The 23,797-nt window shown below is 63.2% G+C and carries 18 protein-coding genes; 9 read left to right on the forward strand and 9 right to left on the reverse strand.

All coding sequences use genetic code 11. From position 1 onward, the window contains the following. Positions 1-20 precede the first annotated feature (20 nt). Positions 21-1,190: a M20 aminoacylase family protein gene (locus TQ98_RS02710; protein WP_044872611.1), complete on the reverse strand. Its 1,170-nt coding sequence runs from the start codon at positions 1,188-1,190 to the stop codon at positions 21-23. 153 nt (positions 1,191-1,343) lie between these two features. Between TQ98_RS02710 and TQ98_RS02715 the strand changes: the two genes are divergently transcribed. Beyond that, the gene (locus TQ98_RS02715) at positions 1,344-2,297 is read left to right on the forward strand and encodes a LysR substrate-binding domain-containing protein (RefSeq protein WP_044872610.1); all 954 of its coding nucleotides are present in this window, start codon (positions 1,344-1,346) and stop codon (positions 2,295-2,297) included. A 184-nt stretch (positions 2,298-2,481) separates the two neighbouring features. Further along, a complete protein-coding gene (gene osmE / locus TQ98_RS02720; RefSeq protein ID WP_044872609.1) occupies positions 2,482-2,838 on the forward strand; it encodes an osmotically-inducible lipoprotein OsmE in 357 nt (118 codons plus the stop codon). 205 nt (positions 2,839-3,043) lie between these two features. On the opposite strand, the gene ppa is transcribed toward osmE, so the two are convergent. The 3 genes from ppa to TQ98_RS02735 all read right to left on the reverse strand — a co-directional run bounded on the left by ppa (position 3,044) and on the right by TQ98_RS02735 (position 5,138). After that, the gene (gene ppa, locus TQ98_RS02725) at positions 3,044-3,571 is read right to left on the reverse strand and encodes an inorganic diphosphatase (protein ID WP_004420411.1); all 528 of its coding nucleotides are present in this window, start codon (positions 3,569-3,571) and stop codon (positions 3,044-3,046) included. 78 nt (positions 3,572-3,649) lie between these two features. Continuing rightward, the gene (locus TQ98_RS02730; RefSeq protein ID WP_044872608.1) at positions 3,650-4,468 is read right to left on the reverse strand and encodes a M90 family metallopeptidase; all 819 of its coding nucleotides are present in this window, start codon (positions 4,466-4,468) and stop codon (positions 3,650-3,652) included. Between the two features lie 10 nt (positions 4,469-4,478). Then, positions 4,479-5,138 carry a DedA family protein gene (locus tag TQ98_RS02735; protein ID WP_044872607.1) on the reverse strand — a complete coding sequence of 220 codons (660 nt, stop codon included), beginning with the start codon at positions 5,136-5,138 and terminating at the stop codon, positions 4,479-4,481. Positions 5,139-5,288: 150 nt separating this feature from the next. Here TQ98_RS02735 and TQ98_RS02740 point away from each other — a divergent pair, with 150 nt between their 5' ends. After that, entirely contained in the window at positions 5,289-6,875 is a 1,587-nt protein-coding gene (locus TQ98_RS02740; RefSeq protein ID WP_044872606.1) for a protein kinase, read from the forward strand. Positions 6,876-6,917: 42 nt separating this feature from the next. Here the strand turns inward: TQ98_RS02740 and TQ98_RS02745 are convergent, their stop codons facing one another. The 4 genes from TQ98_RS02745 to eat form a co-directional block, all read right to left on the reverse strand. Further along, a complete protein-coding gene (locus TQ98_RS02745; protein WP_044872605.1) occupies positions 6,918-7,376 on the reverse strand; it encodes a GNAT family N-acetyltransferase in 459 nt (152 codons plus the stop codon). Between the two features lie 169 nt (positions 7,377-7,545). Further along, the gene (gene eutC / locus TQ98_RS02750; RefSeq protein ID WP_044872604.1) at positions 7,546-8,379 is read right to left on the reverse strand and encodes an ethanolamine ammonia-lyase subunit EutC; all 834 of its coding nucleotides are present in this window, start codon (positions 8,377-8,379) and stop codon (positions 7,546-7,548) included. Positions 8,380-8,395: 16 nt separating this feature from the next. Further along, positions 8,396-9,790 carry an ethanolamine ammonia-lyase subunit EutB gene (locus tag TQ98_RS02755; protein ID WP_044872603.1) on the reverse strand — a complete coding sequence of 465 codons (1,395 nt, stop codon included), beginning with the start codon at positions 9,788-9,790 and terminating at the stop codon, positions 8,396-8,398. A gap of 55 nt (positions 9,791-9,845) precedes the next feature. Beyond that, complete coding sequence (gene eat, locus TQ98_RS02760; protein WP_044872602.1) at positions 9,846-11,213, reverse strand: ethanolamine permease; 1,368 nt, start codon at positions 11,211-11,213, stop codon at positions 9,846-9,848. Positions 11,214-11,515: 302 nt separating this feature from the next. Between eat and TQ98_RS02765 the strand changes: the two genes are divergently transcribed. Next, the gene (locus tag TQ98_RS02765) at positions 11,516-12,568 is read left to right on the forward strand and encodes an AraC family transcriptional regulator (protein WP_044872601.1); all 1,053 of its coding nucleotides are present in this window, start codon (positions 11,516-11,518) and stop codon (positions 12,566-12,568) included. Between the two features lie 148 nt (positions 12,569-12,716). Here TQ98_RS02765 and TQ98_RS02770 read toward each other — a convergent pair whose 3' ends face one another. Continuing rightward, entirely contained in the window at positions 12,717-14,237 is a 1,521-nt protein-coding gene (locus TQ98_RS02770) for an aldehyde dehydrogenase family protein (protein ID WP_044872365.1), read from the reverse strand. Between the two features lie 318 nt (positions 14,238-14,555). Between TQ98_RS02770 and TQ98_RS02775 the strand changes: the two genes are divergently transcribed. From TQ98_RS02775 to TQ98_RS02795, 5 genes are all read left to right on the forward strand, one after another. Further along, positions 14,556-16,457, forward strand: a complete 1,902-nt coding sequence (locus TQ98_RS02775) for a sigma-54-dependent Fis family transcriptional regulator (RefSeq protein WP_044872364.1) — start codon at positions 14,556-14,558, stop codon at positions 16,455-16,457. Positions 16,458-16,686: 229 nt separating this feature from the next. Then, a complete protein-coding gene (locus TQ98_RS02780) occupies positions 16,687-17,784 on the forward strand; it encodes a hypothetical protein (protein ID WP_044872363.1) in 1,098 nt (365 codons plus the stop codon). Positions 17,785-18,038: 254 nt separating this feature from the next. Continuing rightward, positions 18,039-20,423: a type VI secretion system Vgr family protein gene (vgrG, locus tag TQ98_RS02785; protein ID WP_044872362.1), complete on the forward strand. Its 2,385-nt coding sequence runs from the start codon at positions 18,039-18,041 to the stop codon at positions 20,421-20,423. A 60-nt stretch (positions 20,424-20,483) separates the two neighbouring features. After that, positions 20,484-23,189 carry a pesticin C-terminus-like muramidase gene (locus TQ98_RS28010; protein ID WP_082073197.1) on the forward strand — a complete coding sequence of 902 codons (2,706 nt, stop codon included), beginning with the start codon at positions 20,484-20,486 and terminating at the stop codon, positions 23,187-23,189. After that, positions 23,174-23,746 carry a lysozyme inhibitor LprI family protein gene (locus tag TQ98_RS02795; RefSeq protein ID WP_082073196.1) on the forward strand — a complete coding sequence of 191 codons (573 nt, stop codon included), beginning with the start codon at positions 23,174-23,176 and terminating at the stop codon, positions 23,744-23,746. The genes TQ98_RS28010 and TQ98_RS02795 overlap by 16 nt, the downstream gene beginning before the upstream one ends. Positions 23,747-23,797 lie beyond the last annotated feature (51 nt).

The raw sequence follows: 23,797 nt of genomic DNA on the forward strand, positions 1-23,797 counted from the left end.
TAACCCTGAAAAGCCGCCACTCAGCCCAGGAAGCGCTCGACCAGCTTCACCCAGTAGCTGGCGCCGATGGCCAGGCAGGCATCGTTGAAGTCGTACCCGGGGTTGTGCAGCAGGCAACTGCCATCACCCTGGCCATTGCCGATCACCAGGTAGCTGCCGGGGCACCGCTCCAGGAGAAAGGCGAAGTCCTCGCTTGCGGTGAACGGACGCAGGTCCTCGATGAGTCTGTCCTCCCCCAGCCAATCCCGCGCCACCTCGCGAGCAAACGCGGTCTGCTCCGAATGGTTGATCAGGACTGGATGGCAATGCTGATAGTCGATCTGCGCACTGGCGCCAAAGCTCGCGGCCTGCCCCTGTACCAGCTCAGTGATCCGGCGTTCGAGCAGCGCGCGCACGTCGGGCGTCAGCGCCCGCACGCTGAGGCACATTTCGGCGTAGGCGGGGATGACATTCGAGACGGTGCCGGAGCGAATGGAGCCAACGGTGACGATGGCGGTTTCCTGGGGATCAACGTTGCGCGACACGATGCTCTGCAACGCAATCACGATCGACGAGCAGACCACCACCGGATCGACCGCCTTGTGCGGTACTGCGCCGTGGCCGCCGGTGCCGATGATCCTGATCGACACCGTATCGGCAGACGCCATGAACGGGCCGCTGTAGAAGCCGAGATGACCCGCCGGGTAACCCGGCACGTTGTGCATGGCGAAGATGGCCTCGCAGGGGAAACGCTCGAACAGGCCGTCCTCGAGCATCTTGCGCGCCCCGCCCAGACCTTCCTCGGCGGGCTGGAAAATGAGGTGGAGCGTGCCCTTGAACGTGCCGGACTCCGCCAGGCACTTCGCCGCAGCCAGCAGCGTCGCGGTATGCCCATCATGACCGCAGGCGTGCATGACACCATCCACGCGGCTGGCATAAGGCAGACCGGTTTCCTCCTGGATCGGCAGCGCATCCATATCCGCACGCAGGCCGAGCGAACGGCCATCGCCATTCTTGAGCGTGCCGACCACCCCCGTCTTGCCGATGCCTCTGCTGACCTGGTATCCCCACGCCGTCAGGCACTCGGCAATGAGTTCACTCGTCGCGAATTCCTCGAAGCCCAACTCGGGATGGGCATGGATCCGGTGGCGCAACGCGACCATCTCCGGCTGCAGGTCCGCCACTACGGGCAGGATGTGGGAGGCACTCATTGCTCTTCTCCTCGGCAAGGCCAATCAGCCCTTCAGGGCTCTCCTGGCGAGTCCTGCAATGCTGTTCGAGGCCGATGATAGGGAGCAAAAAACGCCTCCGGGAGGCTCAGTTTGGCTATGATGACAACCAGCCGTTGTCACCCTGGTAAGCAGATGAAACTCCATCAATTGCAGGCCCTGATCGCCAGCGCCGAAACCGGGAGCATCCGCGCCGCCGCGCGCACGCTCGAAATCTCGCAGGCGGCCGTCACCAAGGCTCTACGCGAACTGGAAACCTCCCAGCAATTGCCCTTGTTCGTGAGGACGCCCACCGGCCTGCACTTCACCGAAGCTGGAAAGGTGCTGCTGACCCATGCGCGGCTCGTCATGAAGCAACTCGAACATGCGCAGATCGAACTCGATCATTTGCGGGGCAAAGCCAAGGGGCGGCTGTGCATCGGCGTGACACCGTGGGTTGCATTGACCTTTCTGCCTGAGGCTGTCCTGGCATTTCGGGAGCAGATGCCGGAGGTCCAGTTGGAGCTGTACGAGAGCCTGATGGCGGTCGCCCAGCCGCTGCTGCGCGATGGCAGCATGGACTTTGCCATCGGTCAGCTTCATCCCGCTCAAGCGACCCAGGAATTCAGTGGCGAACACCTGCTCGACTACGAGACATCGGTGCTGGTGCGCCATGGCCATGCCCGGCAGCAGTGCCGATCGATCCACGACCTGCTCGACCAGGACTGGGCCCTGAACTACGCGCCGGACGGACAGGAGGCGTTGATGCAGGACGTCTTCTGGAAACACGGTGCAAGAATCGACGAGAAGCGCATCGTTCGAGCCCACTCGATGGCAATCCTGCAGATGCTGGTGGAGCGGGCCGACATGTGTACCTGGGTCCCCACGATCATGAGCAGCACTCCGCTGTTTCTCGGCAGGGTGGCCCGCGTGCCGCTGACCGAGCAGTTCGAGCCCCGGAAGTTGAGCATCATCACACGTCGCAATGCCGCGCTGAGCAATCCCGCCCTCTGCTTCATCGACTGCCTGATGCGGACCATCCGCAGCCACGCCCGCTCGGCCAGGAAGGATGACCTGCAACTCTTCGAGACCTTGCGCATGCTGATCTGAGACCGGACCGATCACTTCGGCCACGACCGGCAGCGATCGGCCAAGGGCAGCTACTGGCGAGCGACCCAGCGTTGCCGGAGCGAGTCTGCAGTGGGCCGCTCGCCCATTGGAAAAGCCGACTTTAATTTTAGTAATGCCCTCAGGATCGGAATTCTCCTCGGCTATTCGCATCGGGAGAGCGGCCATGAAAAAACTGCATGTCGTAACGATCGTAGCGCTGGCGGCCATCGGCGGCTGCTTCGGCAACCCCGTAACCTATCGCGACCAACCACTGGTGGCGGACGTCCAGATGGGTATGAGCAAGCGGCAGGTCCTTGAAATCGGTGGTGAGCCTGCCATGACCGTGGCCCGCAAGGCGTACCCAGGCACCTGCTTTGAATACCTGTTCATCCACGAAGGCGAGCGTCAGCCGTATATGGTCAGCTTCAATGCCAGCGACAAGGTTGACCATAAGGACTTCCGAACCTGCGCCTTTTGGGATCAGCAGCAAGAAGATGACAAAGTGCCGTTTTATATGGACCCCGGTTACGGTGGCTATTGATCCTGGCGTTTTGACATCTGGGGGCTCCAATGACTGCCCGAAGGCCAGTCCTTCGACGTTGAAAACAGCCTCTGCGTTTTTCTGCGGATCACGTTCGCCGATGAGAGCGGAGCCAAGTCGCTTGAGCGATGGGTGAACTGCGCCCAGTTTTTCCCAGGCAATAAAAAAGCCGGCTTGTGGCCGGCTTTTCATGAGAGGTCGGGGCTTACTTTTGGTAGGCCGCAACCGCTTTAGTGATTTCTGCGCGGGCTTCGTCGGCGTTACCCCAGCCTTCTACTTTCACCCACTTGCCCTTTTCGAGGTCTTTGTAGTTCTCGAAAAAGTGCTTGATCTGCTCCAGCAGCAGGGCCGGCAGGTCGGTGTATTCCTTCACGTCCTTGTACAGGACGCTCAGCTTGTCGTGGGGAACGGCCAGCAGTTTGGCGTCGCCGCCGGCTTCGTCGGTCATGTGCAGAACGCCGACCGGACGGGCGCGGATTACGGCACCCGGAGCAACCGGGTAGGGGGTGACGACCAGCACGTCCAGGGGATCGCCGTCGTCAGCCAGGGTGTTCGGGATGTAGCCGTAGTTGGCCGGATAGAACATCGGGGTGGCCATGAAACGGTCGACGAACAGGCAGTCGCTGTCTTTGTCGATTTCGTATTTGATCGGCGCGTGGTTGGCCGGAATTTCGATCGCGACGTAGATGTCGTTCGGCAGGTCTTTGCCAGCCGGGATCTTGCTGTAGCTCATGGTCAACTCCCAGGAAGTGGGCCAAAAAAGTGGGCGCGATTATAGGCACATTCAAAGGCCGATGCCACGCCGTTCTGCTCATCCATTGGTCGCGTCGCGATAGTCCGGATGATTCTCCTGAAGCCGCTTCAGGCGGCCCAGCGGGTCCTGGCGATAGAACGCCTGGAGCTGGCGGTAGACAGCGGGGAAGGCCTGGTTCAGCAGGTCCGGCGCGGTGAAGAAGTATTCGCTGGTGACGGCGAAGAACTCCGCCGGGTCTTCCGCGGCGTAGGGATCGATGGGTGTTTCGGCCTCCGGGTCGCGGTCGAGCTGGGCATTGAGTGCGTCGTAGGCGCTTTTCATGGCCAGCGCCCAGTCCGATTGGCGCATGTCGCGGTGCAGCGGTGGCAGGCCATTGGGGCTGCCGCTGAGCATGTCGAGCTTGTGCGCCAGCTCGTGGATCACCAGGTTGTAGCCGTCCCAGCCGCCGCTGGCCGTGACGCCGGGCCAGGCGAGGATGACCGGACCGAACTGCCAGGATTCGCCGCTGCGCTCGTCGTCCCACTCATGCACCACGCCGCTGGCGTCACGGTTGCGCTGGGGGCTGACGAAGTCGTCGGGGTAAAGGACCAGTTCGTGGAAGCCCTGGTACCAGTTGAGGTCCGGCAGGTGCAACAGGGGCAGTTGCGCCTGGGCGGCCAGCAGCAGGCGGTCCTTGCTGGACAGCTCGACGCCGGGCAGGGCGGTCAGGTGCTTCTCATGCAGGAACAGCACGCAACGCTCACGCAGACGCTGTTCTTCGGCCTCGTCCAGGCCATCGAGTATCGGCAGGTGCCGACGCACGGCCGCCCACTCCTGCGGGTCGACCGGATTACGCGCGAGAATTCGCTGGCGGCGCCAGCGGCGGAAGGACCACATGGACCGATGTTCAGCTCGATTGCTCGGCACCCTTGCCGGCGTTGCGAAAGTGACGGCGAGCGAAGCTGATCACCATGGGCAGCATCGACACGCCGATGATGGCGATCACCATCAGCGACAGGTTCTGCTTGATGAAGGGCACGTTGCCGAAGAAGAAGCCGAGGGTCACCAGGCCGCCCACCCAGAGGATGGTGCCCAGCACGCTGAAGGCGAAGAAGCGCGGGTAGGGCATCCGGCCCATGCCGGCCACGAAGGGTGCGAAGGTCCGAATGATGGGCAGGAAGCGCGCCAGGGTCACGGTCTTGCCGCCGTGGACCTCGTAGAACTCGTGGGTTTGCTCGAGGTAGTCGCGGCGGAAGATCTTCGAATCCGGGTTGGTGAACAGGCGCTCGCCTGCCGTCCGCCCGATCAGGTAGTTGAGGCTGTCACCGCTGATGGCAGCGAGCATCAGCAGCCCGCCCAGCAGCAAGGGGTCCATGCCGCCCGTTGCGCAGACGGCGCCGGCGATGAAGAGCAGGGAGTCGCCGGGGAGGAACGGCGTCACCACCAGCCCCGTCTCGCAGAAGATGACCAGGAAGAGGATGCCGTAGACCCAGGCTCCGTAGTGGGTGACCAGGAAATTGAGGTATTGGTCCAGGTGCAGGATGAGGTCGATCGGGTTGAATTCCATGGGACGCCTTGTGGATGGCTGCGCCGGACGAGGGCAGTGATCGCCGCATTATAGGGGCAAGTTCCCTGGTGTCGGCGAGCCCCTGGCCGACTGGTGGGCGGCATGAAGCCTGCAACGGATGCCGAAGTTTCCCGGACCGGATGCGCCCTCATGCCCTTGCAGTTGCTGGAACATCCCGCCGTGAGCCTCGCCCAGGGGCACGGCCTGGACCTGCCCACCCAGGCGGCGCGCGCCCGCGCAACCTGGGTGGCCGGGCGCCAGGGGCGACCGCCGCTGATGTTGGTGGCCCTGCTCTGGGGACGTTCATGCACCAGCGTGGTGCGGATGCTGGAGCAATTCCTGGATGCCCTGTTCGCCGACTATGCCTGCACCCCCGAAGGTTGGAGCGAGACCCAGGCGGCGCGGCAGGTGCTGGCGGCGCTCAATCTGCAGCTTTATCGCCGGCGTCAGTCGGGGGAAAACGTCCCGGAGCTGAGCGCCGGATTGCTGCTGGTGCAGGACGGCGAGGTGCAGTTCCTCCAGGCTGGCTCTGTCGGCCTGGTGCACTTCCAGGGGGCGCGGATTCAGGGGCTGGTAGGCCGTGATAACCCCCTGGGCGGTCAGGCGGAGCTGGCGGTGATCCAGCACAGCCTGCCGCTGACGCCGAACCAGCTCCTGCTGCTGGCACCTCAGCCGTTGCTGGAAGTGGCTGACCTGAACGCTCTGGGTGAAGCCTGCGCCGACTTGCAGCCCGGCCAATTGGGCGGGCTGCTTGAGCCGCTGCTCTCAGCACCGGGTGCCGCCGCCCTGGTGTTGCCGGGTGAGCCCAATTGCCTGCCGCCCCCGGCTCCAGGCGTCCACTGCCCGAAGCTGGATGCCCCGGCTCCGGGCATGGAGGTGGATGGCTGGACCCTGCTCGCCCCATGCGACTACGGCCCGCCGGGTCGTCTGTTCCGTGCTGTGGAGGACGGACGTGAGGCGTTGCTCTGGCTGGCCGAAGCAGATGCCGACGAAGCCTTCTGGCAGCGCGAGTGGGTGTTGCGGCGCAGCCCGGTGGCGACCTTGCCCCAGGTGCTGTCACCGCGGCAGGGGCGTCAGCATGCCTACCAGCTTTTCACCTTGCCGCCGGCCGGTGCGCAGAGTCTGGCGAAGCTGCGGGAAGCGCACGGGTCGATGGATGCCGATGCCATCCTGGCGATCCTGGTGCAGTTGATCGAGGCGGTGCGCTCGTTGCAGCGGCGCGGGATGCAGGGCCTCTGGCTGAATCCCCGGCAGATTCTGTTGGACGAGCGGGGGCACCTGCTGTTGATGCCGGAATTCGCGGCCATCCTGCCTGGCGTCGCCCGGCAAGCCACTCCCGCTCAGGCAGTGCCCCTAGCGCCGGAGTTACGCCACGGCCGCGCCCTGGACGGCAGCGCCGATCAGTTCGCCCTGGCTGCGCTCGCCTATTGGCTGCTGGGTGGTGAGTGGCCGGAGGCGGCGCGCCCGGAGGGCGGCCAGGCCAGCCGCTATGTGCCCTTGGCGGGACGGGTCCCGAATCTGCCCGAAGGCTGGGATGGCGTGCTGGCGAAGGCACTGGCGCCGCAGCCGCGTGCGCGCTTCGAGGCACTGTCGGAGTTCCAGTTGGCCCTGGAGCGGCTATTGGGGCAAGCGCACCGGCAGAAGCCCGCTCCTCGGCATAAGAGAGCGTGGCATCTGGCTATGGTGTTGGCGCTGGGATTGCCCCTGTTGCTGGGGCTTTGGTTGGGGTTGAGCTAGAGCGGCGAGCCCGATCGGGTGGATCGGGCTGGCAGGCTGAACTCAGTCGCTGCTGATCGGCAGGATGTAGTTCTTGAATTCGGTGTCTTCGTGGAAGCCGATGGACTCGTACACCTTCTTCGCCACTTCGTTGCCGACGCTGGTGGACACGCGCATGCGCACGGCATTGGTTTCCCGCGCCATCTTCTTCGCAGTCTGCAGCAGGCGGTCGGCCACCAGTTGGCGGCGGGCATCTTCGGCGACGTAGATGTCGTTAAGGATCCAGACGCGCTTCAGGGCCAGGGAGGAGAAGCTCGGGTAGAGCTGGCAGAAACCCAGCAGGCGGTTTTCATCGTCGTCCGAAAGGGCGAGGTAGATCACCGATTCCTGGCGGCTCAGGCGCTTTTCGAGGAATTTCTTCGAGGACTCCGGGAACGGCAGTTCACCGTAGAACTCACGGTACTTCACGAACAGCGGCGTAAGCAGGTCCAGATGGTCCAGAGTGGCTTGGACGATGCGCATGATGGGCCTCGGCATTTTTGAGTGGGCATTTTTGGCGATGCAGATGCTGTGCCAGCAAACGCCAATGATGCTGCACCAGAAATTGTGGAAAACGCAATCCAAGCAAGCGTTTGAAAGGCTGCTCGTCTCGAGGCCGCCGAACGTGCGGCGGCCCCGGAACACGCGGGGTTCAGTGGTGGTCGTTGGCGAGCAGGAAGTTGCCGGCCAGGGCGCGGTCGGGCTCACCCGCTATGCTCGGTACCTCGGCCTCATCCTTCAGGTTGACCCCGGACAGCTGGCGACGGCAGGCCTCGCGCATCAGGTAGAGCAGGCGGTGCGCGGCCATGCCGTAGCTGAGGCCCTCCAGACGTACGTTGGAGATGCAGTTGCGGTACGCATCGGTGAGGCCCACCTTCGGCGCCCAGGTGAAGTACAGGCCGAGGCTGTCCGGCGAGCTGAGGCCGGGGCGCTCGCCGATGAGGATCACCACCATCTTCGCGCCGAGCAGCTCCGCCACTTCATCCGCCACCGCCACGCGGCCCTGCTGCACCAGCACCACCGGCGAGAGCGACCAGCCCTCGGCCAGGGCCTGCTCTTCCATGCGTTCTAGAAAGGGCACGCTGTGGCGCTGCACGGCCAGGGCGGAAAGGCCGTCGGCCACCACCACGGCGAGGTCGTAGCCGCCGGGATTGGCGCGGGCGTGTTCCTGCAGCTTTTCCCGCGAGGCCGCATCCAGGCGCCGGCCCAGGTCCGGGCGTTGCAGGTAGGTGTCGCGGTCTGTCGCGGCACTGTGCAGCAGCAGGGTTTCACGTCCCCGTTCGGCCAGCTTTGCGCTGAGGCCCTGGTGGTCGAAGGGCAGGTGCACCGCATCCCGCGCCTGGGCGTGGGCGTACTGGAAATTGAGTTGCGCATTGGTGGGCAGGCTGATGCCGGCGCGGCCCAGGGCGATACGCGCTGGCGTCAGGCGACGCAACTCCTGCCAGGGGTTGGCGGTGTGGCCGGAGGTGGGGCGTGGAGTTTTCATACATCTCTCCTCGGGGTCAGGCCAGTCGTGCGATGGCCTGACGGAAAGCGGGCGGCAGCTGGTCGCCGAGCATCACCCGGCCATCGCTCTGCACCAGGATGCCCATGCGTTCGAGCCAGGCCTCGAACTCCGGCGCCGGCTTCAGGCCCAGGCTCTGGCGGGCGTAAAGGGCGTCGTGGAACGAGGTGGTCTGGTAGTTGAGCATCACGTCGTCGGAGCCGGGGATACCCATGATGAAGTTGATGCCCGCGACCCCCAGCAGGGTCAGCAGGGTGTCCATGTCGTCCTGATCGGCTTCGGCATGGTTGGTGTAGCAGATGTCGCAGCCCATGGGCACGCCCAGCAGCTTGGCGCAGAAGTGATCCTCCAGCCCCGCGCGGATGATCTGCTTGCCGTTGTAGAGGTACTCCGGGCCGATGAAGCCCACCACCGTATTCACCAGGAACGGGTTGAAGTGGCGCGCCACGGCGTAGGCGCGGGTCTCACACGTCTGCTGGTCGACACCGTGGTGGGCGTTGGCCGAGAGGGCGCTGCCCTGGCCGGTCTCGAAGTACATCAGGTTGTTGCCCAGGGTGCCGCGCTTCTGTGACAGCCCCGCCTCGTAGCCTTCCTGGAGGATCTTCAGGCTCACCCCGAAGCTGGCATTGGCCGCCTCGGTGCCGGCAATGGACTGGAACACCAGGTCCAGCGGTACGCCGCGTTCGATGGCGGCGATGGAGGTGGTGACGTGGGTCAGCACGCAGGCCTGGGTGGGGATTTCGTAACGCTGGATGATGGCGTCGAGCATCTCCAGCATGGCGCAGATCGAGGAAATGCTGTCGGTGGCCGGGTTGATGCCGAGCATGGCGTCGCCGTTGCCGTAGAGCAGGCCGTCGAGGATGCTCGCGGCGATCCCGGCGGGTTCGTCCGTGGGGTGGTTGGGTTGCAGCCGGGTGGAGAGCCGGCCGCGCAGGCCCATGGTGTTGCGGAAGCGGGTGACCACACGGATCTTCTGCGCCACCAGCACCAGGTCCTGCACCCGCATGATCTTCGACACGGCGGCGGCCATCTCCGGCGTCAGGCCTTTCGCCAGGGCCCGCAGGCCGGCTTCGTCGGCATGCTCGCTGAGCAGCCAGTCGCGGAAGCCGCCAACGGTGAGATGGCTCACCGGCGCGAAGGCGGCGCGGTCGTGGCTGTCGATGATCAGGCGGGTGACTTCGTCCTCCTCGTAGGGGATCAGTGCCTCGTCGAGGAAGTGCTTCAGCGGGATCTCCGCCAGGGCCATCTGTGCGGCCACGCGCTCGCCATCGCTTGCGGCGGCAACGCCGGCCAGGTAGTCGCCGGAACGAGCCGGGCTGGCCTTGGCCATGACGTCCTTGAGGCTGTCGAAGCGCCAGGTCTCGCCCCCGACGCTATGGGAAAAACTGCTCACTCGAAGCTCTCCTTGGTGAGGCGCCCCGGTCCGCGTGCGGTGGGGCGCAACGGAATCAGGCGCGGTTCAGCAGGGCATCGGCCGGTGCGCTGGCGCGATGGTGGGCGGTGAACTGGAAGTAGATGTAACCCGCTGCCATGAAGCCAAGGAAGATGAATCCGATCAAGGTGTTGAACCAGGCCATCGCCAGCAGGCAGACCACGGCCAGCACCAGGGCGATGGCCGGCACCACCGGATAGCCCGGCGCGCGGAAGGTGCGCTCCAGGTTCGGCTCGCTGGCGCGCAGCTTGAACAGGCTGAGCATGCTGATGATGTACATGACGATGGCGCCGAACACGCTCATGGTGATCATCGCGGCGGTCAGGGTCATGCCTTGCAGGTTCACCATGCCGTCGCTGTAGATGGCGGCGATGCCCACCACGCCGCCGGCGATGATGGCGCGGTGCGGCGTCTGGAAGCGCGACAGCTTGGCCAGGCCGCGAGGCAGGTAGCCGGCGCGGGCCAGGGCGAAGAACTGCCGCGAGTAACCGAGGATGATGCCGTGGAAGCTGGCCACCAGGCCGAACAGGCCGATCCACACCAGCATGTGCATCCAGGTGGAGTCATTGCCCACCACGGCCTTCATGGCCTGGGGCAGCGGGTCATTGATGTTCGACAGCGTGCGCCAGTCGCCCACGCCACCGGCCATCACCATCACGCCGATGGCGAGGAACACCAGGGTCAGGATGCCGGCGATATAGGCACGTGGGATGGTGCGTTTCGGGTCCTTGGCTTCTTCGGCGGCCATGGCCGCGCCTTCGATGGCGAGGAAGAACCAGATGGCGAAGGGGATGGCGGCGAAGATGCCGGAGATGGCCTGGCCGCTGAACTCATTGCTGCCGGCCCAGCCGTTGAGCACGAAGTTGGAGAAGCTGAAGCCCGGCGCCACCACGCCCATGAACACCAGCAGCTCGGCCACGGCGAGCACGGTGACCACCAGCTCGAAGGTGGCGGCGATGCTGACGCCGAGAATGTTCAGCGTCATGAAGACGATGTACGCACCCACCGCCGCGTGCTTCGGATCCAGTTCCGGATACTGCACGTTGAGGTAGGCGCCGATGGCCATGGCGATGGCCGGCGGCGCAAAGACGAATTCGATCAGGGTGGCGATGCCGGCGATGAGTCCGCCCTTCTCGCCGAAGGCGCGGCGGCTGTACGCGAAGGGGCCGCCAGCGTGGGGGATGGCGGTGGTCAGTTCGGTGAAGCTGAAGATGAAGCAGGTGTACATGGTCGCCACCAGCAGCGCGGTGACCAGGAAACCGAGGGTGCCGGCGGTGCCCCAGCCGTAACTCCAGCCGAAGTACTCACCGGAGATCACGAGACCGACGGCGATGCCCCAGAGATGCAAGGTGCCGAGCGTGGGTTTTAGTTGTGTTGTGCTCATCGGGACTCCTCTGCCCTTGGGGGCTTTGTCGTTGGGTGACCGGAGCTCGATCTTATCCAGCGACCCCGCCCAGGACTTGACCGTGGAGGACGCTGTTCGGCACCTGCGGTCAAGTTGCACGGCACTGTTACCCATCGCCCCAACTGCCTGTGCCCCGACTCGGGGCGAGGGGCGTCCGAGATGCTCGCAAATGGCCCGTGAATGAGCCCTTTGGCGGCCGCTGAGGTACGGTCCACGGGCGTCCGCGCGAGGGCATGGGTTTTGCTTGAATGAGTGATCAAAAAAAGACGTGGTAGTCCGTGATGAGCCAGCCCCTGTTTTCCAGTGTCAGCCTGCAGGCGCCCATGGCGAGCAATGTCGGCGTGCTGTCGGCCGCCGCCAGCGGCCTTGATCGCTTCATCACGGATCAGGGCGGTGATCTGGACCTGGTTTTCGGTCGTTCCGGCATCGACCCGGAGCAATTGCTCCATCCCACCCTGAGCCTGGCCCTGCCCAACTACTGCCAGGTGTTGGAAGAGGCTGCGCGGCAATCCGGCTGTGACAACTTCGGCCTGCGCTATGGCCAGCAATTCCAGCCACGGGCCTTGGGCTTGCTGGGCTATGTCGGGCTCTGCTCGGACACCCTGGAGGCGGCGCTGAAGAACTTCGCCGCGGCCTTTCCCTATCACCAGCACAGCACCCTGATCCGCCTGGTGGATTGCGGTGAGTGCTACCGCTTCGACTATCAGGTCCGCCACGGCGCCATCCTGGATCGCCGGCAGGATGCCGAGCTGACCATGGGCATGGCCCTGAACCTGATGCGTCACGTACTGGGCCGCGACTGGACGCCGCGTGCCGTGGCCTTCGAGCATGAGCGCCCGGAAAGCTGGCAGGAGCACAGCCAGGTGTTCGGTGCGCCGGTGCAGTTCGGGCGGTCCTGCAACTTCCTGCTTGTACCCAAGGGGGATGTGCAGGGCAAATCGATGCCCGAGCGTGATCCCAACCTGCTGTTCCTCGTTCAGGACGTGATCCGTCGCCTGGGCGAGCAGGATGTTCGACCGAGCCTGCTGGAAGAAGCGGGGACTCGAATTCGCCTGGTTCTGGCCGAGGGCGAACCCTGTCTGGAACTGATCGCCGAATCCCTCGAACTCACCCCGGCGGGTCTGCAACGGCGCCTGCGCGAGGAGGGGCTGAGCTTCAGCCAACTGGTGGAACAGACCCGCCGTGAGCTGGCGCTTCATTACCTGCGCCAGCGTCAGCGACCCATTTCCGAGCTGGCGCCCTTGCTGGGCTATTCCGAGACCAGCGCCTTTTCCCGCGCCTTCCGCCGCTGGTTCGGCGTGAGCCCCCGGCAGTGGCGGGGCGACGAGCGCTGATCTGATGTTGTCGTAGGTTGGTGCCGAGCGCAGCGAGGCCCAACGATGCGGGAGTCCGGCATTGCCATGTTGGGCTTCGTTCCTAAGCCCAACCTACGGAAATGAAAAAACGCGGCCGAAGCCGCGTTTTTTCATTGCGTGCCGGGGATCAGAAGAAGCCCAGCGGGTTGATGTCGTAGCTGACCAGCAGGTTTTTGGTCTGCTGGTAGTGGTCGAGCATCATCTTGTGGGTTTCGCGGCCGACGCCGGACTTCTTGTAGCCGCCGAAGGCGGCGTGGGCCGGGTACAGGTGGTAGCAGTTGGTCCACACGCGGCCGGCCTTGATGCCGCGGCCCATGCGGTAGGCGCGGTTGATGTCGCGGGTCCACAGGCCGGCGCCGAGGCCGAACTCGGTGTCGTTGGCGATCGCCAGGGCTTCGGCTTCGTCCTTGAAGGTGGTGACGCCCACCACCGGGCCGAAGATTTCTTCCTGGAACACGCGCATCTTGTTGTGGCCCTTCAGCAGGGTCGGCTGGATGTAGTAGCCGGTCGCCAGGCTGCCCTCCAGCTTCTCCACGGCGCCGCCGGTGAGCACTTCCGCGCCTTCCTGCTGGGCGATGTCGAGGTAGGACAGGATCTTCTCGAACTGCTGCTGCGAAGCCTGGGCGCCGACCATGGTCTCGGTGTCCAGCGGGTCGCCGCGCTTGATGGCCTTGACCTTCTTCATCACCTCGGCCATGAACGCCGGGTAGATGGATTCCTGCACCAGCGCGCGGGACGGGCAGGTGCACACTTCGCCCTGGTTGAAGAACGCCAGCACCAGGCCTTCGGCGGCCTTCTCGATGAAGGCCGGCTCGGCCTGCATGATGTCTTCGAAGTAGATGTTCGGGCTCTTGCCGCCCAGCTCGACGGTGGAGGGGATGATGTTCTCCGCCGCGCACTTGAGGATGTGCGAGCCCACCGGGGTGGAGCCGGTGAAGGCGATCTTGGCGATGCGCTTGCTGGTGGCCAGCGCTTCGCCGGCCTCCTTGCCGAAGCCTTGCACCACGTTGAGCACACCGGCCGGCAGCAGGTCGCCGATCAGCTCCATCAGCACGGCGATGCCCAGCGGGGTCTGCTCGGCGGGTTTGAGCACGATGCAGTTGCCGGCGGCCAGGGCCGGGGCCAGCTTCCAGGCGGCCATCAGCAGCGGGAAGTTCCACGGGATGATCTGCCCGACCACGCCCAGCGGCTCATGGATGTGGTAGGCGACGGTGTTCTCGTTGATCTCGGCGGCGCCGCCTTCCTGGGCGCGGATGCAGCCGGCGAAGTAGCGGAAGTGGTCGGCGGCCAGGGGGATGTCGGCGTTCAGGGTTTCGCGCACGGCCTTGCCGTTGTCCCAGGTCTCGGTGACGGCGAGCACTTCCAGGTTCTGTTCGATGCGGTCGGCGATCTTCAGCAGAATGTTCGCGCGGTCCTGCACCGAGGTACGGCCCCAGGCATCGGCGGCGGCATGGGCGGCGTCCAGCGCCTTCTCGACGTCTTCGGCGGTGGAGCGGGGGAATTCGGCGATCGGCTGGCCATTCACCGGAGAGGTGTTGGTGAAGTACTGGCCTTTGACCGGGGCGACGAACTCGCCGCCGATGTAGTTGCCGTAGCGGGACTTGAAGGAAACGACAGCGCCGGGAGTACCGGGTTGGGCGTAACGCATGGTGTTTCTCCTGTCTCTTGTTCTGTTTGGGAGAACGCTGGTTGGCGTTTGTCCTCTTGAGAGCAAGGCCTGGGCCAGAGTGCTGAAAGTGCCGTGCTAGAGGGCTTTCTTACACGTCGCTCCGATCCTCTCCAGAACCCTTGTGACAGGTGTGGCACAGCGGCAGGTGACACTTTGTCACGCATCTGGCACAGCGGATGACCAGCAGGTCAGTCGGCCATTGCAATGGGCTCCACGCTGGAGGATGCTGCGTCGACGCGGGTGCCGTTCCACGGCCAGGGCTGCCTCCCCGGAAGCCCGCACTGGAGAACAACAACAATGCAGAATCCTCTCAGCCGTCACGCCCAACAGGTGATGACCCTGGCACAGGGGAAGGCGCAGGCCAGCGGTCCGGCCGCCGACCCTTCGATCGCTCGCTCCTGGCTTCGCTGCCTGGAGGACTATCATCTGGACCCGGCCCAGCCGATGGCGCCGACGGTGCTTGAGCACGGACGCATGCTCGAATGCCGCGAGCGCATGCGCCAGGTGCTGGAAGTCGCCAATGGTGAGATGAACAACCTGTATCGCCAGCTCTCCGGCGCGGGCCACGCGGTGCTCCTCACCGATTCCCGTGGCGTCATCCTCAACTGCGTCACCGCCAGCGCCGAGCGGCCCACCTTCGAGCGCGCCGGGCTCTGGCTGGGCGCCGATTGGAGCGAGGCCAGCGAAGGCACCAATGGCATCGGCACCTGCGTGGTGGAACGCCAGGCGCTGACCATCCACCAGGACGAACACTTCCGCAGCCGCCACACCGGCCTCACCTGTTCCGCCAGCCCCGTGTTCGATCCCCAGGGCGACCTGATGGCTGTGCTGGATGTATCATCCGCGCGGCACGACGTGTCGCGCCAGAGCCAGTTCCACACCATGGCGCTGGTGAACCTCTCGGCGAAGATGATCGAGAGCTGCTTCTTCCTGCGCCGCTTCGAGGGCGAATGGCTGCTGCGTTTCCACCTGCAGGCCGAATACGTCGGCCTGTTCAGCGAAGGGCTGCTGGCCTTCGACGGGGAAGGGCGCATCAGTGCGGTGAACCAGAGCGCCATCAACCTGCTGGGTTGCCCCCGCGAGCACCTGATCGGGCAGCCGGTGGAAACGTTCTTCGATTGCCGCCTGGACGATCTGCTGGGCCGTGCAACACCGCAGCCCGTCACCAGCTGGCCGCTGCGCACTCGCAATGGCCGCTCCCTGTTCGCTGCCCTGCGCGGACAGCCCCGCAGCATCCCTCAACCCATTCCGCTGGCGACACCGAACGTGGCGCGGCCGAGCATCTGCCTGGGCGACCTCGCCCTGCAGAACGACTTCCGCCGCGCGCTGCGGGTCTACGAGCGCGATGTGCCGCTGCTGATCAACGGCGAAACCGGCTCCGGCAAGGAAGCCTTTGCCCGCGCCCTGCACCAGGCCAGCTCCCGCGCCGAGCGGCCCTTCATCGCGCTGAACTGCGCGGCCATTCCGGAAACCCTGATCGAGAGCGAGCTGTTCGGCTATCGCGGCGGCAGCTTCACCGGCGCACGCAAGGAAGGCATGCGCGGCAAGCTGCAACAGGCCGATGGCGGCACGCTGTTCCTCGACGAAATCGGCGACATGCCCCTGGCCCTGCAGACCCGTCTGCTGCGGGTGCTGGAAGAGCGCCAGGTGGTGCCCATTGGTGGCGAGCCGCAATCGGTGGACGTGCGCATCATCAGCGCCACCCACCGCGAGCTGGAGGAGCGGGTCCGCGAAGGGAGCTTCCGCGAGGACCTGTTCTATCGCCTCAACGGCCTGATCCTCGACCTGCCACCCCTGCGTGAACGCAGCGACAAGCCGGAACTGCTGCAATACCTGCTGGAAGATGAAGCGCGCGGCATGCGCATCTGCCTCGCCGACGACGCCCGCCAGGCGCTGCTGGACTACCACTGGCCCGGCAACGTACGGCAACTGCGCACTGTGCTGCGGACCCTGACGGCGCTGTGCGAAGACGGTTTCATTCGACTCGGTGACCTGCCTCGGGACGTGCTGCGTGCGGTGCCTGAACCCACCGTTCCCGAACCGGTGGCCAGCCCGCTGGATGATGCCGAGCGCACCGCCCTGCTGAGCGCACTGGATAGCCAGCGCTGGCACATGACCCGCACCGCCGAGCAGCTGGGCATCAGCCGCAATACCCTCTATCGCAAGCTGCGCAAGCACGCCATCGCGACGCGCGGGTAGTCCGCACGCGGTTTGTTCTTATTGTGGGGGCGAATGTATTCGCCCCCACAGGTTCGTCGCCCTGACAAACAGAAAAGCCCGGCAGCCGGCACCCAGCCGTGGCTACACTTTTCTCTACCTTGCACGGCCCTCCAAGGCAGGTCGTCTGCTGCTGCAGGCTCATCGCTCGATTGCCTTGATCGAGGCGTATTGGCGCAGCCGGGTAGTGCTGCATCGAGGGGGTGAGCCCATGGTTCTCACGCGCAGACATCCGCTCCACGGCATCCGCTTGGCCCTGGTGCTCACCACGGTGTGCTGCGTAGGCGGTTGCGGCACATTGGGGCCGGCCTCGGTGCAACGCGACCGCACGGAATACGGCGATGTGCTCGCCTCCACCTGGAAGGAGCAGACGCTGCTCAACATCGTCAAGCTGCGCTACGGCGATGCGCCGGTGTACCTGGATGTTTCGTCCGTCATCAGCTCCAGCGCGCTCGAAAGCCAAGTGAGTCTCGGCAGCAGTTGGTTCTCGGGGTTTCCCAGCGATGGCGACAGCCAGACCGTTCTCGCCACCGGCCGCTACACCGATCGCCCGACCATCAGCTACACGCCGCTTTCCGGGGAACGCTTCTCGCGCTATCTGCTGTGCCCGCTTTCGCCGGGCGCGGTGTTTTCCCTGATCCAGGCGGGCTACCCGGTCGACCGCGTGCTGCAACTGACCACGCGCGCCATCAACGGGGTCTACAACCGCTCCACATCCCCGACGCGGATACGCTCTGCCGATCCGCGTTTCTATCAGCTGCTCGATACCTTGCGGCGGATCCAGCGGTCCGAGGCGCTCGGGATGCGCATCAGCCCGCGCGGGGACGATGACAATTCACTGATGATCATTTCCCGTGGCGTCCCGGCAAGCGTCGCCAAGGATAGCCACGCCGTGCGTGAAATCCTCCAGCTCAAACCCGACGCCAGCGAGCTGACATTGACCTTCGGCATGGTGCCGAGGAGCGATACCGAGGTCGCCGTGCTCACGCGCTCCATGTCGGAAATTTTTGCGGAAATAGCCGCGACCATCGAGGCGCCTCCCGAGCACGTGGCGCAAGGGCGTGCCAACCCGATGCCTGCGCTTCCCGAGGCGACCAGCCCCTGGGACCAGCCGCTGGTACGCATCCGGTCCAGCACGGAGCGGCCCGCCGATGCCTATGCCACGGTTCGCTACCGTGACCACTGGTTCTGGATCGACGACCGGGACATGCGCTCCAAGTCGGAATTCCTGTTCATTCTCGTGCTGTTCTCCCTGGCCGAAACGGGCGTTGCACCCCAGGCGCCGGTGATCACCGTGCCCGCCAACTGACAGCGTCCGCGGATCCCGGTGCAGGCACCAAAAAGCCCGGTCCCTTTGCAGGACCGGGCTTTTTTACAAGAGGTGCGGGCCTTCTTGCCCGCCGGTACCAGGTGTCCATCGGAAAATTCCTTCCAGCGTCGGCCGGTCTCCCAACACGACGAAACGCCTTTTCCGGCGAATTTTCCGAACCGTTCTGATAGCTGGGCCGGGTGGGCAGACGGCAATCTCCTGTGTTCGGTGTTAACGCAGGGAGGCCCACCCGTATGCTCGATGAAGCACGGATATTCTTCGACCACAGCCGCCACAAGCTCCGCGTCCGCAACCTCGACGCGCCGCTCGACGTGCTCGCCTTCCACGGCAACGAAGCCCTCAGCCGGACTTTTTGCTACCGCGTGGAGTTCACCTCCACCGAGCGCGACCTCCCCGCCGAGCGCCTGCTCGGCCAGGACGCCCGCTTCAGCCTCTTCCCGCCGCCCACGCCGGTGCCCTTCGCCGGCATGAGCGTGCCGCCGGCCAAACCGCTGCGCACCCTGCATGGCGTGATCACCGGCTTTCGCCGCCTCTCCGGCTCCGCTGACGAAGCCCGCTACGAAATCACCCTGCGGCCGCGCTTCGCGCTGCTGGGCCTTGGCCGGCAATACCGCATCTATCAGCACCAATCGGTGCCGGAGATCGTCGAAAGCATTCTGCGCAGCCGGCATGAATTCGAAGGGCAGGGCTTCTTCTTCGACCTCAAGCGCGAATACCCCAAGCGCGAACAGGTGATGCAATACGGCGAAAGCGACCTGAAATTCATCAATCGCCTGCTGGCCGAGGTCGGCATCTGGTACCGCTTCACCGCCGACGAGCGCCTGAACATCGAGGTCGTCGAATTCCACGACGACCAGCGCAACTACCAGTTCGACGTCAGTCTGCCGTACCGCCCGCAGTCCGGCACCAGCAGCAGCGGACAGGACGCCGTGTGGCAACTGCAATCCCGCCACGGCGTGGTGGAACAGCACATCCACATCCGCGCCTATGACCCGCGTGATGTCGATGCCTACCTCGACGGCGACGTCGACCAGACCCGTGGCGCCCCCACCACCTACGGCGAGGCCTACCACTACGCCGAGCCCTACACCGCGCTGGGCGATGCCCTCGACCAGGACGAAGACCTGCAGAGCGAGTCCGGCTACTTCTATGCCCGCCTGCGCCACGAACGCTACCTCAACCGGCAGACCCGCCTCGAGGGCTTCACCAGCAGCGCGGCCCTGGCGCCCGGGCAGGTGCTGAAAATCGACGGCGGCGCGCCCGCGGCCTACGCCCCCGGCGCCGTCATCACCCGCCTGATCACCACGGCCGCCCGCGACTGCAGCTTCGAGGCGCGCTTCAACGCCATCCCCTACGCCGAGCACATCTGCTTCCGCCCGCCGCTGGGGAAAAAACCGGTGATCGCCGGCACCATTCCCGCCCGTGTCACCAGCCGGCAGGACGGCGACCTCTACAGCCACCTCGATCTCGAAGGACGCTACAAGGTCAACTTCCTCTTCGACCGCGACGCCTGGCCCGCCGGGCAGGAAAGCCTGTGGCTGCGCCTGGCGCGCCCCTACGCCGGCGACACCCACGGCCTGCACCTGCCGCTGATCCAGGGCACCGAAGTGGCGGTGGCCTTCGAGCAGGGCGACCCGGACAAGCCCTACATCGCCTTCGCCCTGCACGACAGTCGCCACCCCGACCCCGTCACCCTGCGCAACTACACCCGCAACGTCCTGCGCACCCCGGCCAACAACAAACTGCGCCTGGAAGACCGGCGCGGCCAGGAACACATCAAGCTCAGCACCGAGCACAGCGGCAAGAGCCAGCTCAACCTCGGCCATCTGGTGGATGGCCAGCGGCCCCACCCCAACCGTCGTGGCGCAGGTTTCGAACTGCGCACCGATGGCCATGGCGCCATTCGGGCGGGCAAGGGGGTGTTCATCAGTGCGGATGAACAGCCGCGTGCGCAAGGCCAGGTCCTGGCCATGCAGGAAGCTGTCTCTCGCCTGCAACTGGCCGGTGAGGAGATGCAGAAGCTTTCCGCCGATGCCGAAGCCGCCAAAGCCGACGCCGCTGACGTGCAAGCACAACTGGCCCTGCTCAGAGAGCAACTTGATCAGTTGAAAGGCGCTGTGGCGTTGCTCAGCGCCCCGCAGGGAATCGCCCTGACCAGTGGCAACCATCTGCAACTGGCCGCCCAACGCAACCTGATGGTCAATGCCGGTCAGCAGGCGGATATCAGCGTGATGAAGCGCCTGTTCATCGGGGTGGGAAAAGGCTTGAGCCTGTTCGTACGCAAGTTGGGGATGAAACTCGTCGCCAACCAGGGCCCCATCAGTGTGCAGGCACAGAACGACCAGCTGGAGCTGATTGCCCGTCTCGGGCTGAGCATTACCAGCACGGAAGACGAAATCCGCATCACCGCCAGGAAGAAGATCACCCTCAACGCCGGCGGTAGCTACATCAGCCTCGATCCGTCTTGCATCGAATCCGGGACCCAGGGCGACTACCTGATCAAGTCGGCTCACTTCGACCACCAGGGCCCCGCCACGCAGTCACTGCCTTTGCCGGAACTGCCCCAACTCGGTGAATACCAGCGCAGCCATCAACGCCTCACAGATTTCTCGGGCTAAGTCGAAGGGTGCCAAGCAGGGAAGAGCACTGCCCCCACAACACGGACAGGAGAGTGACGATTGTTCTTTTCCAACCTCTATGAAGCGATGAAGGACGGATACCGGCGCTGGCGGGATGGACCGCCAGTGCCACCGACGCCGCAACCCCGCGTAGCGCCGCCGACTGCTTCACCGTCTCCAGTGATCCCCACGCCAGCTCCGGTGCCCGTGCCTTTGCCGTCGGGTGACCTGCCGGCGGTAAAGAACTGGAGCCATCCGTTTGGCGATACGTCGTCCGTCTTCCAGCAGTTGACCACCCTGGCCAAGGCCCAGGCGGGCTACTTTCCGCTGGGCCGCAATGGTCTGTGGCATGGCGGCGTGCATTTCGACTCCGGCACGGCGGGTACGGTGGGTCCTGAAGGTCAGGGCTACGTGCGTTGCCTGGCCGATGGGGAGGTGATCGCCTACCGCATCCCCGAGCAAACGCCCAAGACCATGTTCTTCCCGGCTCCGGGCGTCACCGTAGAGGCCCCCTTTGCCTCGGGCTTCGTGCTGGTCCGCCATCGCCTGGAGGCTCCCAGGATCGAGGGCAAGGCCGACACGCCACCCAGCCTGATCTTCTACAGCCTGTACATGCACCTTGCCGATTGGGCGAGCTACCGGGCTGATACCGGTAAAGCGCGCCCTGCCTTCTGGCCGGAATCGAGCCAGCGTCGGGTCAAGATGACGGTCAAAGACTCGCGCCCTGGACACCCCGAAGAACGTGGTTTGAATCTTCGGCACTCGCCTTCCAGGGGCAAGGTCATTGGCTTCCTGCCGAAAGGCGCGGCTGTCACCGTCAGTGGCGAAGGGGACTATCGGAAGGTTGAAGGCATCAAAGGGCCAGTGGAGTTGCAAAATCCGGACGGGACGCTGCGCGGATATGTCGGCTTCAGTGCCCTGAAAGACATGGGGGGCGGAGTCTATCGGGTCAACACGAGCAAGGATCCTCTCACGGTGCGCCCTGTACCCAATAAGTCAGAGAGCGGAATTTTCAAGCTACCCATAGGTAGCGAGATCACGATCAGCGGCGAGGGCGAGTTCCGAAAGCTGGAGAGCGTCGTTCAGTACGCGCACTTCGCCTCGCTAGAGAGCGAACGCGAACCGCAGCGTGGAAAAGTTGTGGTGCTGGAAAAGCCATTCCCGATCAAGGCCGGTAACTTGATCGGCCATCTGGGTCCCTACCAGGACAGCAAAGAGGAAACGCCCCAAGAGAAACTGCATTTGGAAGTATTCGCCTGCGACGACGTGGAGGCGTTCTTCACGCAAAGCCGTAGATGGGCGGATCTGATGCCTGAGAAAGACAAGACTTGGCTGAAGTTGGAGAAGGGAACGCAGGTCGTCGTTCATCAGGCAAGTTACAGCAAGACAACCCCGCCAAGATCTGCCCACCCCCATGTACTGAGTGGTGCCCCGCTACTGATCCCACGCGCCCTGCTGGATGGCCTGTCGGCTGATAGCAAGATCACCGTAGCCGCTAGCGAATCCACCAAGGCCAGGAACTGGTATCGACTGGATAACCTGTTGCTCGATGCGAATGGCAAGAACATCCCGATCGGGTGGGTGTGCGATGAAGTTGGCGTAACGCCTTGGGTTAATCCATGGGCGTGGGACGGTTATGAGGTCATCTACAACAATGACCCGCCACAGAACGCGCTTGCCCATTTCCTGCTCAATCTGGGCAATTACTTTGACGAGAAAGAGCGGGAACAGTGGAAGCCACTGGCTGACGCATCGGACAGAGGGCCAGTTAGGCAAAGATTGCTCGACATCATCGATGCCAATGCTGATGGAACGATCACGGCGGACGAAGTGCAAAAGGCTCTCAGTATTCCCGCTTACGCCCAGTCCATTTCTCAGTTGGTGATTCATTACGAAAGTGAGTGGTATTACCAACAACGGAAGTGGGATGCCTTGGACAAAATTCTGGGGCACTCCGGCTCGACGCCTATTTTGAATTGGGCGGCGGAGAAAGAGCGGATAAAGGAATTGAGTTGGTGGGGAGAAGTTTCCGCATTGGGTGGCCTTCCAGACAGGGGGGGTGCTTATCAATTTAACCCTATTGCCATACTTTCAAAGATGAATGGGTGCCGTTCAGAGGAGTGCATAGTTAAAACGTATGAAATGCAAGTGCTTGGCGGGAAAGTTGTGATTTCGGAGGAGTCTTTCAAATACATTTTAGAAGCTGAAGGGTATGGAGATTGTCCGTATGTGCCTGGCGGAAATAGTGGAGTGACTATTGGATATGGTTATGACCTCGGCCAACAGTCTGAGAGCCAAGTTCGCAGGGATCTTAAAGATATATATTCACCGCAAGTATTGGAGCGATTAATTGGGGTTGTGGGCAAAAAAGGGGATGACGCTCGCGATGTGGTTGGTTCTGTAAGTGATATAAAAATATCTAAAGATTTGGCTCTGAACCTTGCCTCAAATATGAAGGCCAGATACGCCCAGTTGATGGTTGATGTGTATCCATCAATTGTTGAGCTGCATCCTCACTGCCAGGGAGCGATACTTTCCCTTGTGGTCAACAGAGGAAATTCTTTCACAAGACCGGACGTTTTATCTAGAGTGGAAATGAAGCAAATAGCCGATGATCTTGAGGCTTCGCATCCAGATAAAGTTCCCTTGAGGCTTAGAGCAATGAAAAGGCTATGGCAGGGAAAGGCAAGTCTAAGGGGGCTGATTCTTCGCAGGGAGGAAGAGGCAAAATTATTTGAGAGGGGGTTGAAATGCAATTGCTGGTGAAAATTTGTTTGGCTCTCTCTGTTATTAAGTTTGGAAGCGCTTTTGCAGGTGAAAAATGTCAATCGGAAAGCACGAAAAAAGAGGATATTTTGAAATGTGTTGCAATATCTCATGCGATTGTTGATGGGATGTTAAACGATAGGTATAGGGCAATCATTGGTGATAAGGGTTTTAAATATAAAGACCTTCTCGTAGAGGGGGAGCGGCTCTGGATAAACTACAGGGAGTCTCGATGCAAATATATTTATGACTCTATTTATCCTGGGGCGGAGGCAGAGATAGAGCGAGGCTCATGCGTATTATCACTGACTTATTCAAGGCTTCTTGAATTGATCTACATAGAGAGCTCCGTTAAGGAGGCGAGTTTCGAGAGGTTTTTAGGGGGTGTCAAAGAACTCGAGCGAGATAGTGTTAAAAAGGCATACGATTCTCTTGATATGACAGTGATAGATATTGATGGAGGAAAGTACTTTAGTAAAAATTGTGAACTTATAAATGCTTTGTATGGCGAAGATGAAGCCGCTTGTATCGAAAGAATGAAGATTCAAAATTTGTAGATGTATTTTCATTTTGTAATTATCCGATGTCCTGCAGGTGGTTTGGCGTGG

Origin of the sequence: Pseudomonas sp. LFM046, from assembly GCF_000949385.2 — a bacterium.
In the GTDB taxonomy this organism is placed as follows: domain Bacteria; phylum Pseudomonadota; class Gammaproteobacteria; order Pseudomonadales; family Pseudomonadaceae; genus Metapseudomonas.

What these genes read in the sequence shown, in the direction of transcription:
- TQ98_RS02765 (WP_044872601.1), top strand. Translation starts at nt 11,516, where the DNA reads ATGAGCCAGCCCCTGTTTTCCAGTGTCAGCCTGCAGGCGCCCATGGCG.
- TQ98_RS02745 (WP_044872605.1), bottom strand. Translation starts at nt 7,376, where the DNA reads ATGCGCATCGTCCAAGCCACTCTGGACCATCTGGACCTGCTTACGCCG.
- osmE (WP_044872609.1), top strand. Translation starts at nt 2,482, where the DNA reads ATGAAAAAACTGCATGTCGTAACGATCGTAGCGCTGGCGGCCATCGGC.
- TQ98_RS02735 (WP_044872607.1), bottom strand. Translation starts at nt 5,138, where the DNA reads ATGGAATTCAACCCGATCGACCTCATCCTGCACCTGGACCAATACCTC.
- eutC (WP_044872604.1), bottom strand. Translation starts at nt 8,379, where the DNA reads ATGAAAACTCCACGCCCCACCTCCGGCCACACCGCCAACCCCTGGCAG.
- vgrG (WP_044872362.1), top strand. Translation starts at nt 18,039, where the DNA reads ATGCTCGATGAAGCACGGATATTCTTCGACCACAGCCGCCACAAGCTC.
- TQ98_RS02775 (WP_044872364.1), top strand. Translation starts at nt 14,556, where the DNA reads ATGCAGAATCCTCTCAGCCGTCACGCCCAACAGGTGATGACCCTGGCA.
- TQ98_RS02730 (WP_044872608.1), bottom strand. Translation starts at nt 4,468, where the DNA reads ATGTGGTCCTTCCGCCGCTGGCGCCGCCAGCGAATTCTCGCGCGTAAT.
- TQ98_RS02710 (WP_044872611.1), bottom strand. Translation starts at nt 1,190, where the DNA reads ATGAGTGCCTCCCACATCCTGCCCGTAGTGGCGGACCTGCAGCCGGAG.
- eat (WP_044872602.1), bottom strand. Translation starts at nt 11,213, where the DNA reads ATGAGCACAACACAACTAAAACCCACGCTCGGCACCTTGCATCTCTGG.
- TQ98_RS02795 (WP_082073196.1), top strand. Translation starts at nt 23,174, where the DNA reads ATGCAATTGCTGGTGAAAATTTGTTTGGCTCTCTCTGTTATTAAGTTT.
- TQ98_RS02780 (WP_044872363.1), top strand. Translation starts at nt 16,687, where the DNA reads ATGGTTCTCACGCGCAGACATCCGCTCCACGGCATCCGCTTGGCCCTG.
- TQ98_RS02715 (WP_044872610.1), top strand. Translation starts at nt 1,344, where the DNA reads ATGAAACTCCATCAATTGCAGGCCCTGATCGCCAGCGCCGAAACCGGG.
- TQ98_RS02740 (WP_044872606.1), top strand. Translation starts at nt 5,289, where the DNA reads ATGCCCTTGCAGTTGCTGGAACATCCCGCCGTGAGCCTCGCCCAGGGG.
- ppa (WP_004420411.1), bottom strand. Translation starts at nt 3,571, where the DNA reads ATGAGCTACAGCAAGATCCCGGCTGGCAAAGACCTGCCGAACGACATC.
- TQ98_RS02770 (WP_044872365.1), bottom strand. Translation starts at nt 14,237, where the DNA reads ATGCGTTACGCCCAACCCGGTACTCCCGGCGCTGTCGTTTCCTTCAAG.